Origin of the sequence: Allopontixanthobacter confluentis, assembly GCF_009827615.1 — a bacterium.
Lineage (GTDB): Bacteria > Pseudomonadota > Alphaproteobacteria > Sphingomonadales > Sphingomonadaceae > Allopontixanthobacter > Allopontixanthobacter confluentis.
This window is the reverse complement of record NZ_WTYU01000001.1, coordinates 1,615,097-1,628,179: the sequence shown is the minus strand read 5'-3', so window position 1 is coordinate 1,628,179 and position 13,083 is coordinate 1,615,097. Positions and strand designations below refer to the sequence as shown.

The following is a 13,083-nucleotide window of genomic DNA, read 5'->3' as shown; positions in this document are numbered from 1 at the left end:
CAGATATCGGCAGCTGTCTGCAACACAGTCACTTCACATTAAGCTGAAGCTGCCTATATAGGCGCTGCCGGCTTTGGCCGGATATGGCGATAAATTGTGATGTGTAATAGACGCAGCGGACCCGGGGGCAGTACCCGGCGGCTCCACCATAAACCCCGGTAAAACGGGGCAGATGACGGGGCCGAACTAGGATCGACGTGTGTTCAAAGACATTGTTTTTGCCCGGGTTGAGAATCCCCGTAAAAAGCTCACAACACATAAGTGCAAACGATAACGAAGCACTCGCAATCGCTGCGTAATCTGACGGCCTCACGGCCTGATCTTACAAAGCCTTAGCGCGGTTGGACCGACCGGGCAACAGAACGGATACCGGGCGTCCGGAGGGTACGTAGCAACAGAAACCCTCCACCTTGATCGTGCATGAGAGAACCGACATTCAAGCAAGCGCTCGGTTCAGCCTCCGCCTGACAATAGGCGCAGGGTACGTAGCAACAGAAACCCTCTACCTTGATCGTGCACGAGAGAACCGACAGCTAAGCAGGCGCTCGGTTCAGCCTCCGCCTGACAATAGGCGCAGGGTACGTAGCAACAGAAACCCTCACTTACATAATAGTCGGAATTAGCCTTCAGGCCGAGCTTGCGTCTCTCGCAGCTTCCACCTGCTTTTCCAGTTTCAGGCAGTCGAGGATCTTTGCGCCAGCCAGGAATACCGCGCCAGTGCAGGCCAGAAACAGAAGTTTGCCGCCAAAGCCGGGATATTGGACGAGATAGTTGCTGCCGCGTTCCACCGCGCCAAGGCCAAGCGCGTATATGATGAGATAGGCTTCCCAATTCGTCTTGATGACAAACAGACGTTTGATCTTGGCTAGCATCTTCACCCTTTCGTTAACGTCTTGAGTAGCAAGCATCATGCCAGTTCAGCACCGCCGCCAGAGGTGAAGGTTAACGCAAAGGGTGATTGTAAGGTAAACCGACGGTTAAGCCAGCACGGAAAGATCCAGCATGTCCAGCAGGGCCAGGCGCGCCGCGATCACATCTGCCGCCAGCGCATCGCTGCCAAGGTCCGCAGTATCGATCTGCTCTGGCCACACCTTGCCGATCACTTCTGCCATCCGGTCGGCCTTCGCACCATCCAGCAGGAAACGCGGATCGACTGTTGCCGGGTCCGCGACAACGCGCAGGCGCAGGCAGGCAGGGCCGCCGCCATTGGCCATGCTCTGGCGCACATCCACTGGAATAACTTTGCGGATCGGCCCGTTTCCGGCCAGCATTTCATCCAGCCAGCTGCGAACTGCGGTGCTTTCCTGGCATTCCAGCGGCACTACCAGCGCCATTTCGCCGGTCGGCAGGCTGAGAAGCTGGGCGTTGAACAGATAGGTCTTGATCGCTTCTTCCAGGCTGACCGCGCTGGCAGGCACTTCCACTACTTCCAGTTCTGGGAATTGGGCGCGGATGGCATCATAAGCGCCATGCTGGTCAGTAAAGGCAAGCGAATGGGTGAACAGCACCCGTTCATTGGCCACGGCGACAACGTCATTGTGAAACGCGCCTGCGGCAATGGCGTCAGGGTTCTGTTCGATGAAGACCGTGCGCTGCGGGTCCAGCCCGTGCAGGCGGGCAATGGCGCGGCTGGCCTGTTCATGCTGGCGTGCGGGGAAGGGGCCGCCCATGCGGCCGTAAACGAACACTTCCACCCCGGCAGAACCATGCCCGGCACAAAACCGCATATGATTGGCCGCGCCTTCATCGCCGAAACTGGATGGGACGGGTGTGTGCAGGGTAAAATGCTGCTCGTCACCAAAGGCCACGAACAATTGCCGCATGGTATCGGGCCATTCCATCGCGCGGTGGGGCATGGTGACCAGATTGGCCGGGGTCAGGTGGCAGCGCCCATCAGCGGTATCAGCCGCCGGGCTGACTGTGGCGGCATTGGCTGTCCACATGGAACTGGCAGACCAAGCCGCGGCCACCAGCCTGCGGTCGATCGTCTCATCCGCGCCCAGCGCCTGCAACCATGAAGTATTGGGGCGGGGCAGCGGCAGCAGGAAGCCCTGCGTCAGCCCCAGGGCCATGTTCCCGCGCATCTTGTCGAGACCCTGCAGCGCAGCGGCGCGCGGGTAGGATGTTTCACCGGCATGGGCAGTGGCTGCCAGATTGCCAAGGCTGAGACCGGCGTAATTATGCGATGGCCCAACGATGCCATCGAAATTGATTTCGACTTGTGCGCTCACCGTGAAACGCTCCAGACCGTGTCACCTGCGGACAGGCCCAATGTGTCTGCCGCCTGCGAATTGACCGATATCGTGCCATCTTCGGAAATGTGCCGGGCGCCGTAACAGGAACGGAAATTGCTTAACTGGCCAGTCGCCAGCAAGGCGCGTTCACCCTTTTCCAGATCGACCCGGTCCACCGTGCCCGAGACGGCTTCCGCGATGCTTTTGACGCGGTCTGTCTTGGCGGTCATGGTCGGGCCGCCGTCAAAAATATCGACATAGCCTTCGGCCGCGAAATTCTCATTTTCCAGCATCCGCATGGCTGCGCGGCCCGAGGGGTGCGGCACGCCGATCGCGCTGCGCGCGGTTTTGGACAGCATGGCCACATAGACCGGGTGTTTCGGCATCAGGTCGGCGATGAACTGGTTGCCATTGATGGCGTTGAAATAATCCGCTTCCTGAAATGTCATGCCGAAAAACCGGCCTGCCACACCGTCCCAGAACGGCGATCCGCCGCGTTCATCGATGATGCCGCGCAATTCCGCCAAAATCCGGTCTGCAAAGCGCGCACGGTGCATGGCGATAAACAGATAGCGGCTGCGCGCCAGCAGCAGGCCAAGCCCGCCGGCCCGTTCATTGGGGTGCAGGAACAGCCCGCCCACTTCGCTGGAGCCTTCCAGATCGGTGACCAGGCTGAGCATTTCGGCGCGCACCGTGCGGTCCAGTTCCTGCGAATGCTGGGTCAGCGTGTTCAGCCGGTAGGAATAGAACGGCCATTGCTGGCCGACCTGCGTGAACAGCTGGCAGGTTCCGCGCACTTCGCCGGTTTCTGTATTTTCCAGCACCAGCACGAATTGTTCATCGCAAACGCCATCTTCCGTGCGCGCAAAGGCAGTGGCCGCGCGCGCCAGCTTGGCGCCCAGCGCCGTGCGATCCGGCGGCAGATTGGTAAAGCCGCCGCCTGTCAGCTTGGCCATTTCATACAGCGGTTCCAGATCGTCAGAATGCGCGGCGCGCAGGCGAAAGGTCAAAGCTCGTCTCCGGAAGCAAGGCGTTGAAGGACCAATGCCGACAGTGCGGCACGTTCCTTCAGGGAAGGGACTATCATGAATTCGTCTGGCGAATGGATTGCGCCGCCGCGCACGCCCATGGTGTCCACCACAGGCACACCGCAGGCGGCAATATTGTTGCCATCGCACACGCCGCCGGTGGATTGCCAGCCAATGGTCTGGCCCAGCAATGCGCCGCAGTCACGCACCAGATCAAACAGTTTCTGCGCCTGCCGGTCCACCGGCTTGGGCGGGCGGGTAACGCCGCCGTGCAATTCTACCGATACGTCATGGCTTTGCCGCACATCGCGCATCAATTCCTGCATCCGCATTTCGAATTGTGCGCCAGCGGCGGGCTCGCGCGGACGAATGTTGAACCGCAGCACGGCATTGTCCGGCACCACATTATTGGCAGCGCCGCCTTCGATCCGGGCAGGGTTTACCGGGCATTCCGGCGTTTCAATGGCTTTCAGCCCCACCGCCAGCGCGGCTGCGGCAACCAGCGCATTGCGCCCGTCCTGCGGGTTGCGTCCGGCATGGGCGGATTTGCCTTTAACGATGAGCGAATAATTACCCGTGCCGCCGCGGGCATGGGCCAGCGTGCCATCGGGCAGGGCGGATGGCTCATAGGTAAGGGCGGCATATTTGCCCTGCGCCAATTGGTCGATCAGCGCAGAGGATGACAGAGAGCCTGTTTCCTCGTCTGAATTGATCAACACATCATAACCGATGCTGCTGGCAGCGCCGCTGGCTTCCAGCGCCAGCAAAGCGTGCAGCATCACGGCAATGCCGCCTTTCATATCCGCCAGACCCGGCCCGTTCAGCGTGGCTGCATCCAGCCAGGTCTGGCTCTGGAAAGGGTGGTCGACCGGAAAAACCGTGTCCATGTGCCCTGTGAACAGCAGGCGCCGCGGCGCATCTGGCCGCACGGATACTACCAGATGCTGGCCATGCTGTTTTTCAAATTCCGCGCCAGATGCGTCGATTGCGGTGACGGGCGCTGCATCCACCAGCGTCACGTCACCGGGCAGGGCGGCGAACGCATCGGCCAGCAAGGCCGCCTGCTGTGCCAGCCCTGCAAGGTTGGCAGTGCCGGTGTTGATATCGCCCCATGTCTGGACACGGGCCAGCATGGCGGCCTGGTCGATTGCGCTGATCAGCGGGTGTGTGTCGTGCTCTGTTTGTTGCATTTGCAACCGCTCTAGCCCCGTGACGCGCTGCGGCCAAGCCTGCACGCTACTGAACTGGGTAAAGCCGTTGCATTTCAGGCGGGCGAGCGGCATAGAGCGGCTTCCTCCCCCGGATAAAATCACTGCATATCAAGTGCTGCCAGCGGGCAGCCAGACCGAACAACGGGTAGGATTTATGACCGATTATGTAACGCGCGCCGGACTGCAGGTTGATCCAGCGCTGGCCGAATTTGTCGAGGGCGAAATTGTTGCGCCCCTTGGCCATGATGGCGATGGTTTCTGGCAGGGCTTCGCCGCAATTGTGGCGGAATTTGCGCCGCGCAATCACGCACTACTGGCGCGGCGTGATGATTTGCAGGCCAAGATTGATGCATGGCATATCGAGCGGCGCGGCAAGCTGCATGATGCCGCTGCCTATCGCGCCTTTTTGCAGGAAATCGGCTATCTGGTGGCAGAACCTGATGCTTTCACCATCGCCACGCAGAATGTCGATCCGGAAATTGCCACCATGGCGGGCCCGCAACTGGTGGTGCCGGTCTTGAATGCGCGTTTCCTGCTGAATGCCGCCAATGCACGCTGGGGCAGCCTGTATGACGCATTTTATGGCACGGATGCGCTGGAAGATGCGCCCGCTGCCAAAATAGCCGGTTACGACCCCGACAGGGGCGCGGCAGTGATCAAGGCGGGCCGCGCATTTCTGGATGAAGCCGTTCCGCTGAAAAGCGGCAGCTGGGCTGATCTGGCCCTAACCGATGGCGCAATCCCCATCGCGGATGACCGGCAATATGTCGGCCAGACGGACAAGGGCCGCATGTTCCGCAACAATGGTCTGCACATCGAAGTCATTTTCGATGCTGACAGCCCGATTGGCAAAACCGACAAGGCAGGCATTGCCGACATTTTGCTGGAATCGGCACTGACCGCGATTGTCGATCTGGAAGATTCGGTCGCCGCGGTGGATGCAGAGGACAAGCTGGCCGCCTATCGCAACTGGCTTGGCGTAATCCGGGGCGATCTGCAGGAAAGCTTCGAGAAAGGCGGCAAGACGCTGACGCGCAAGCTGGCGGGTGACAAGCGCGTGTTCCTGACCGAAGGAAGCGAGCGCGAATTGCCGGGCCGCAGCCTGCTGTTCGTGCGCAATGTCGGCCATCTGATGACCAATCCTGCCATTCTGCTATCCGATGGTTCGCAGATACCCGAAGGCATCATGGATGCGGTTATAACCAGCGCCATTGGCGCCCATGATGTGCGCGGGCTGGGGCAATACTCCAATAGCCGCGAAGGCAGCATCTATATTGTGAAACCCAAGATGCACGGGCCGGAAGAATGCGGCTTTACCAATGATCTGTTCGATGCGGTGGAAGATTTGCTGGAACTGCCGCGCCACACGGTAAAGGTCGGCGTGATGGATGAAGAACGCCGCACCAGCGCCAATCTGGGTGCGTGTATTCACGCCGTGAAAGACCGGATCGTATTCATCAACACCGGCTTCCTTGACCGGACCGGCGATGAAATTCACACGTCCATGCAGGCCGGACCCATGGTGCGCAAAGGGGCGATGAAATCCAGCGCCTGGCTGGCTGCCTATGAAGCGCGCAATGTGGGCATTGGCCTGCGCCATGGCCTGTCAGGCAAGGCGCAGATTGGCAAGGGCATGTGGGCCGCGCCTGACCTGATGGGCCAGATGATGAGGGAAAAAATCGGCCATCTGAAGGCAGGCGCCAATACCGCCTGGGTGCCTTCGCCCACTGCCGCCACGCTGCATGCGCTCCATTATCACCGCACCGATGTGTTTGAAGTGCAGAAAGGGCTGGGCGATGTGCCAGGGCTCGACACGCTGCTGACCATTCCGCTGGCTGAAGGCGTGAACTGGAGTGAGGCAGAAGTGCGTGAGGAACTGGACAATAACGCGCAAGGCCTGCTGGGTTACGTGGTCCGCTGGATTGATGCCGGCGTTGGCTGTTCCAAGGTTCCCGACATTCACGATGTGGGGCTGATGGAAGACCGCGCCACGCTGCGTATTTCCAGCCAGCACATGGCCAACTGGCTGCTGCACGGCGTGTGCACGCAGGATCAGGTGATGGACGCTCTCAAACGCATGGCAGCCAAGGTGGACGAACAGAACGCGGGCGATCCTGACTACCAGCCAATGGCAGGCAATTGGGACGGTATAGCGTTCAGCGCCGCGTGCGATCTGGTGTTCAAAGGGGCGCAGCAGCCCAGCGGCTATACCGAACCGCTGCTGCATCAATACCGGCTGGCGAAAAAGGCCAGCTGCTGAAGCACATGAAAATCGGGCATCGCAGCGAATGTCGCCGCGATGCCCCATATTTCAGACCATCAACTCGCCGCTCAAGCTTCGACGCGTTCGACGGTGGATGATTTGCCATCGTCGGGATCGACCGATGTCCAGACGCCATTTGCGTCGACCGTTTCGGTGTAGCATTTCTGGACTGCACCTTCTTCATCAGGCGTGGCGCAATAGGAATTGGGGGATTTCTGTTCCCATTTCCCGGTTTTGGGTTCTTCACCCTCGGTCGTGGACGTATAGGTGCCATCGGCATTCAGCACTTCCATGCTCACCTTGCCGTCAGCATCGGTAACCTTGAATGTGCCGGTGGTGGGTCCGCCATCTGCCGCTGTCATCGCCGCTTCTGTTTCGACCACTTCGACAGGTGCCGCCGGTTCGTCGGTGGTGTCTGCTGGTGAACACGCTGCCAACACGGCCAGCGTTGATACGATCATCAGATTTTTCATATATTTCCCCGTTACTACGAAGCAATCCGGCTTGCGCCAGGATTGCGAATCGCGACCCCCGCCACGGAAGCTAGGCGTTACTGCGGGGAAAGCAAATTTCTGCCAGCCGGGGCCGGTCGGCTCAGTATACGGGCGAGGGCGACGAATTCTTCAACGGACAAGGTTTCTGCGCGCCGCTGAGTATCGATTTCCAGTGCTTCCAGCGCGGCGACAGCGCCTTCGATACCCTTCACGCTCTGGCGCAGCATCTTGCGGCGCTGGCCGAAGGCCGCCTCGGTTATCCGTTCCAGAACCTTGGCCGACACCCCTTCGGGCATGGCGGACGGAACCACGTGGACAATTGCGCTCATCACCTTGGGCGGCGGGGTGAATGCGCTGCGGTGCACTTTCATCGCCAGTGCCGCCGTGCTGCGCCACTGGGCCAGCACTGACAGCCTGCCAAATGCGGAATTGCCCGCAGATGCCACAATGCGCTGCGCCACTTCCTGCTGGAACATCAATGTCAGGCTGGTCCATTGCGGCGGCCACGTCTCGCCGGCCAGCCAGCGCACAAACAATGCGGTGCCGACATTATAGGGCAGGTTGGAAAGCACGGCAAAAGGCTCGCCCATAAGTTCATCATGGTTCAGTTTCAGCGCGTCGCCCTGCATAATGCGGAGCTGGCCGGGAAATGCGTCTGACAATTCTTCCAGGGCAGGCAGGCACCGGCTGTCCATTTCAATGGCTGTTACCCGCGCGCCGGCACGCAGCAAGGCGCGGGTCAAGCCGCCGGGCCCGGGGCCCACTTCCAGCACGGCCTTGCCTTGCAAGTCACCGGGAATGGCAGCGATGCGGTTCAGCAACTGTTCGTCGAACAGGAAATTCTGGCCCAGCGCCTTCGATGCGCTGAGGCCGTGACGCGCGATGACCTCGCGTAATGGTGGCAGATCGATGCTCATGTCCCGCGTCTTGCCGCACATTCACCAGCCATACGAATGGCCGCGATGGTGGCCCCGGCATCGGCCGTCCCAGTGCCGGCAATGTCAAACGCGGTGCCGTGGTCGGGCGATGTGCGGATGATCGGCAGGCCCAGAGTGACATTGACCCCGGCATCGAAATCCAGCGCTTTCAATGGGATCAGCGCCTGATCGTGATACATGGCCAGCGCCACGTCATATTTCGCCCGCGCATGGGGCGCGAACAGCGCATCGGCAGGGTGAGGGCCAGTGGCATCAATCCCTTCTTCGCGCAGCGCGGCGATGGCAGGCGCGATGATGCGGATTTCCTCATCCCCGAACTGGCCATTTTCGCCGGCATGGGGGTTCAGCCCCGCCAGCGCGAGGCGAGGGGCGGCAATACCGAAATCGCGGATCAGAGCCTGTGCGGTAATGGTCGCCCGCCGCCTGATGAGATCAACAGACAGCAGCCCCGCCACTTCGGACAAGGCGCAATGTACGGTGAGAGGCACGGTGCGCAATTGCGGCCCTGCCAGCATCATCACTGCATTTTCCGCAGCAATGTTGCAGGCGGCAGCCAGAAATTCGGTCTGGCCGGGATATTTGAACCCTGCCTTGGCCAACTGCGATTTCGCCACCGGCGCTGTCACAATGGCAGCAACGTCGCCATCCAGCGCAAGCTGGGCTGTATGGCGAAGCGATGCCAATGCAAGGCGGGCACCGGCAAGACCAGGGGTGCCGGGGCTGTATCGTTCCGTCTCGCCCGCAGATGATGCGGCTGGCAGGGCCAATACCGGAAGGCCTGCGGAGAAAGCTGCCGCTGCCTGCTCTGGGCGGGTGATGCGGATGGTTGGCACATCCAGCCCGCGCTGCCGCGCCGCAGCGGCGAGGATAACTTCCCCGCCGACTGCAAAAAACGGCTGCAGGTCATGGGCATCGCGCCGCGCCCATGCCTCGGTAATCAGTTCCGGGCCAATCCCGGCCGGATCACCGAGCGAGATGGCCAGCGCTTTCATCGAGAATTTATCAAACCAGATCGATCAGTTATATTCGATATAGGCATCATTGCGCAAATCGCGGAGATAACGCTGGGCACGCTTGGAAATGCGGTCGTTTTCCATCTGCTCCATCATCTGCTCGAAATCAGGGCCGCTGTCAGGCTTGGGGTCATCCCGGCCGCACAGCATCAGCACCCGCACCCCATCGGTGACAGAGCCGAAAGGCGGCGTGGTCTGGCCAAGCTGCAATTGCAGCAGCGCGCTTTGCAACTGTTCGGGCAATGCGCGCGCGCGGATCTGGTCATTCGTCACGACTTCCGCGCCGATGGTGGCGGCAATCGATTCTGCATCGCCGCAACCGCGCATGGTCTTTACCGTATTGGCGAATTGTTCAACCCGCGCAGTTGCGGCCTGTTCGGTAGTGCCAGGCGCAAAGCTGATAGAAATCTGCTTGAGGCTGAGCAGCGCATCGCGTGGGTCAGCCATGAGGATCTGGCGCTTGTCGATCAGATAGAGAATCTCGAAGCCGCCGGGAATTTCAAACGGGCCGACCAACTGGCCAGGCGCCATGGAACGGGCCACGGTCTGCATTTCGCCCGGCAGGGTTTCCAGCCGGACAAAGCCGAGATCGCCGCCGACAGCGGCAGTCGATGCTTCGGAAAACTGGCGGGCATAAGCGACAAAGCTGCCGCCCTGCTGCAATTGCTGAACAATGCGCTGGGCATTCTGCCGCACCGCTTCCCGCGTTTCAGGAGTGGCCGACAGATAGATTTCGCCAAGGCGATATTCATCCGTTCCGCGTGATGCTTCCATGCGTTCCAGCAATTCGCGCACTTCTTCTTCGGACACATTGATGAAGGGTGCAATCTGGCGGCGAAGCAGCCGCTGCCATGCCATTTCGCCTTCGATCTGGCGCTTCAACGAGACCGGCGATGATCCGATGCTGATCAGATAGGCATCCATCTTGCCAGTATCCTGACCGAAATTCTGGGCTGCGACCTGCGCGTAACGCTCGTTAATTTCTTCGCGCGCGACGACAATTTCCTGCGCTGCAGCTTCCTGGATCTGCAATGTCTCGTCGATCAGATTGCGCAGCACCTGCATCCGCACACGCTGCAATTCTTCCTCGGGAAGCGCACTTTCCGATGCGGCGACCAGCAGGGCCACACGCTGTTCAACATCGGTACCGGTGATGACCGAACCATTGACCAGCGCGGTGGCGCGGCGATTGTTCGGGTCGCTCTGGCCCAGCAGAACCACATTTGCAGGAATGCCCAGCGGATTGTCGATTTCAACAGCCCCACCTGCCTGCATTCCGGCCTGTGCACCAACCGGCGCACCAGTTTGCGTACTGGCCTGCTCATTGGCCTGCGCCTGTGCTGCCACAGGGGACGTGACGAGGCCGACGGTGGCAATTCCTGTCAGTAATTTGGAAATGGTCTTTTGAATCACACGTAAATTCCGATTAACGCGCGCTTTTTGCGCCATGAACTGCCCGGTTAATTGCTGTTTCCGGCTTAACCGTAGCTGAGTGGCTGCGCAAATAGCCGTTTTGGGCCTCGCTGCCAATCGCGCCGTTCAGCCTGTCCCCTCTGCTGTGCCGATCTAGCGGAAACCAAGGTTGCGCAACGAGAAGAACAGCTGGAAAGTGTCGCCCCGCTGGGCATCGCCCGACGCCACATAATCACGCCGCCAGGTAAGGCCGAATTCCAGGCAATCATCCTGATAGGCAACACCCAGCCGCGTGCGCACAGGTTCAAACCCGTCGGCGGTAAAAGTCGGGTCTTCGTTGCGGTCTGTCAGGTTGAACACGCCTGCGCCAAACAAGGACCAGTATTTCGCAAAAGCCACGCGGGTGGCAACGCGCAATTCCTCGCGGTCCTGCAAATCCTCGACCAGCCCGTCAATATCGCGGTTGAGGCGCAGATAGCCCACTTCGGCATAGGTCCGGCGCGAGCCGACCGTGGCGTCAAATTCGTTACGGCGCAGAGCCAGATTGTCCTTGTCCAGCCGGTAGCGATGGGTGACTTTGACAAAGTCGCGGAAGCGCACTTCTGTCCGCCCAACCAGGTCCGACACTCTCTCGCTGAGGCCGGTCCCGTCGATCAGGATGACTGGGTTCTTGTCCAGCTTGTATGACTGGCCGATGGTGGATTTTATGCGCCAGCCGGGGCGCTGCAATTCCCAGTCGAAGCCGTACGTCAGGCGCACACCGTCTTCCACCCGATCATAACCGGGGAAGCGGTTGAGGGCGAACAGGTTGGAATCTTCCAGATCAATGGCGCGGGCATCTTCATTGGGCACGGCCAGATTGCGGATTGCAGGCGTGGCGACCAGCTGGACACGCGGGGTCAGAACCTGTGTGCCGCCGAATGCCTGCCCGACAAAGGGCCATTTCACATCAATTGCGCCCAGCGCGATACCGCGTCCCTGCCAGCCCGGAAGGCCGCGGTAGATGGCCGTATCGGTCAGCTGGTTTTCATCGCTGTGATAGACATCGGCGCGGGCCAGGGCCGTGACGGACACCAGCTGGCCCATACCGGTAATGGTGCGCAAATCCCAGCGCGCACCGGCAAATGCGCGCTGCGTATCCTGCCCCTCGTTGCGGTAGAGGTTGAGAGAATTGAGCTGCAGTTCCACCGTGCCGCCCAGCACCGGGTCTTGCAGGCGGCGGCGGTAATCAATCACTGGCAGCACCAGCGGAACCTGCCCCTGAGGCTGGCCCAGGCGCATGACCTGCGTGGCCCAGCCTGCAACCGACAAATAGGATGTGTCGTCGATCCGTTCCAGTTCAATTGTCGAGCGCAGCCGATCATCGCGGCTGATATCGTACCGGCGCAGGAACGTGCGGTCGGTTGCCAGACGGATGGAGCCCGTCAGGCTCCATTCCGGGCTGAACTGGAATTTGCCATTGGCCGCGACATATCCGCGCAGGTCGCGTTCCGATGTCGGCGTGCCGGTGAAAGTGGAAATGCGGCGGCTTTGCGTCAGATAGCCGGTTATCTGATAGGCACCCTTTTCGGTCAGATGGCGCCATTGGGCAGTCGCCATCGGCGGGGCTTTGGTAAACAGATATGCCCCAAGGGTCAGGTCGCGATTGTCCCCCAGGCGGAAATAGTAACTGCCGTTGATTTCAACGCCGTTCGATTCTGAAATTCGCAAGTCAGGCACCAGAACACCGGAGACGGATTTGCCATCCGTCCGGACAGCAAGGCCGGGAAGCGGCAGCAGCCGCGCGCCGAATAATTCCAGATAGGCACCGCGAAAACGCACGCGCTTGTCCTGCGGGTCATATGTCACCCGGTCGGCGGTAATGCGCCAGCTGGGGTCTTTGGTGCAGCCATCTTCATCCATCACGGCACAGGCACTATAGGCCGCTTCTGTCAGGATTATCGTGCCATCTTCCTGCCGCGTTCCCCCGCGTGCGGCCAGCCGGCCCCCTTCACGCAGGGCCAGCAGCAGATTTTCCATGGCACCGGCTTCAAACTTGTCCGTCAGTTCCAGCCGATCGGTATAAAGCTGATTGCCATCCTCATCCACAAACCGGACATCGCCCGTCGCAATAATCACCCCGCTGGTGCGATTCCAGTTCACTTCCTGCGCGATGACCGAGCGGTCTTCACTGCGCAGCACAACATTGCCGGTGGCGGTGACGATCTCGGCTTCGGAATCGTAGGCTAGCGTGTCCGCTTCAAAATCGATGTTACGCACCGCAGGGCTTGCTGCCTGCGCCGTGGCTGGCCCTTCAGGCTGATCTGCATCCTGACCCACATCCTGCGCCACATCCTGCGCCGCTGCGGGTGCGGCGTAGCAACAGGCAAGCGCCAGCGCCGCGGCAGCCGTGCTGAATTTGCTGGAATGTCGTATCGCCAGATGCGGCGTAATCTCTGGGCGGGGGAGCATGGCTTGCCTATCGCACCGCCCGCGCCTAATCGCAATCG

10 protein-coding genes and 1 other RNA gene are annotated in these 13,083 nt (G+C 60.4%); 2 read left to right on the top strand and 9 right to left on the bottom strand.

The features are described from left to right. Positions 1–28: 28 nt before the first annotated feature. Positions 29–372: a transfer-messenger RNA gene (gene ssrA, locus GRI44_RS07650) on the top strand. Between the two features lie 254 nt (positions 373–626). Here ssrA and GRI44_RS07645 read toward each other — a convergent pair. The 4 genes from GRI44_RS07645 to GRI44_RS07630 form a co-directional block, all read right to left on the bottom strand. Then, positions 627–872 carry a hypothetical protein gene (locus tag GRI44_RS07645; RefSeq protein ID WP_160600871.1) on the bottom strand — a complete coding sequence of 82 codons (246 nt, stop codon included), beginning with the start codon at positions 870–872 and terminating at the stop codon, positions 627–629. Positions 873–977: 105 nt separating this feature from the next. Next, positions 978–2,231, bottom strand: coding sequence for an N-succinylarginine dihydrolase (locus GRI44_RS07640; protein WP_160600869.1), 1,254 nt, complete (start codon positions 2,229–2,231; stop codon positions 978–980). Next, positions 2,228–3,244, bottom strand: coding sequence for an arginine N-succinyltransferase (locus GRI44_RS07635; RefSeq protein ID WP_160600867.1), 1,017 nt, complete (start codon positions 3,242–3,244; stop codon positions 2,228–2,230). Before GRI44_RS07635 ends, GRI44_RS07640 begins: the two co-directional genes overlap by 4 nt. Next, the gene (locus GRI44_RS07630) at positions 3,241–4,452 is read right to left on the bottom strand and encodes a hydrolase (RefSeq protein ID WP_160600865.1); all 1,212 of its coding nucleotides are present in this window, start codon (positions 4,450–4,452) and stop codon (positions 3,241–3,243) included. Before GRI44_RS07630 ends, GRI44_RS07635 begins: the two co-directional genes overlap by 4 nt. A 175-nt stretch (positions 4,453–4,627) precedes the next feature. Here GRI44_RS07630 and GRI44_RS07625 point away from each other — a divergent pair, with 175 nt between their 5' ends. Further along, complete coding sequence (locus tag GRI44_RS07625; RefSeq protein WP_160600863.1) at positions 4,628–6,733, top strand: malate synthase G; 2,106 nt, start codon at positions 4,628–4,630, stop codon at positions 6,731–6,733. 71 nt (positions 6,734–6,804) lie between these two features. On the opposite strand, the gene GRI44_RS07620 is transcribed toward GRI44_RS07625, so the two are convergent. The 5 genes from GRI44_RS07620 to GRI44_RS07600 all read right to left on the bottom strand — a co-directional run bounded on the left by GRI44_RS07620 (position 6,805) and on the right by GRI44_RS07600 (position 13,045). Then, on the bottom strand, positions 6,805–7,209 hold the full coding sequence (locus GRI44_RS07620; RefSeq protein ID WP_160600861.1) for a hypothetical protein: 405 nt from the start codon (positions 7,207–7,209) through the stop codon (positions 6,805–6,807). Positions 7,210–7,286: 77 nt separating this feature from the next. Further along, positions 7,287–8,147 carry a 16S rRNA (adenine(1518)-N(6)/adenine(1519)-N(6))-dimethyltransferase RsmA gene (gene rsmA / locus GRI44_RS07615; RefSeq protein WP_232843007.1) on the bottom strand — a complete coding sequence of 287 codons (861 nt, stop codon included), beginning with the start codon at positions 8,145–8,147 and terminating at the stop codon, positions 7,287–7,289. Continuing rightward, entirely contained in the window at positions 8,144–9,160 is a 1,017-nt protein-coding gene (gene pdxA, locus GRI44_RS07610) for a 4-hydroxythreonine-4-phosphate dehydrogenase PdxA (RefSeq protein ID WP_160600857.1), read from the bottom strand. The genes rsmA and pdxA overlap by 4 nt, the downstream gene beginning before the upstream one ends. 24 nt (positions 9,161–9,184) lie before the next feature. Then, positions 9,185–10,630 carry a peptidylprolyl isomerase gene (locus GRI44_RS07605; protein WP_160600855.1) on the bottom strand — a complete coding sequence of 482 codons (1,446 nt, stop codon included), beginning with the start codon at positions 10,628–10,630 and terminating at the stop codon, positions 9,185–9,187. A gap of 117 nt (positions 10,631–10,747) precedes the next feature. Beyond that, positions 10,748–13,045, bottom strand: coding sequence for an LPS-assembly protein LptD (locus GRI44_RS07600; protein ID WP_160600854.1), 2,298 nt, complete (start codon positions 13,043–13,045; stop codon positions 10,748–10,750). Positions 13,046–13,083 lie beyond the last annotated feature (38 nt).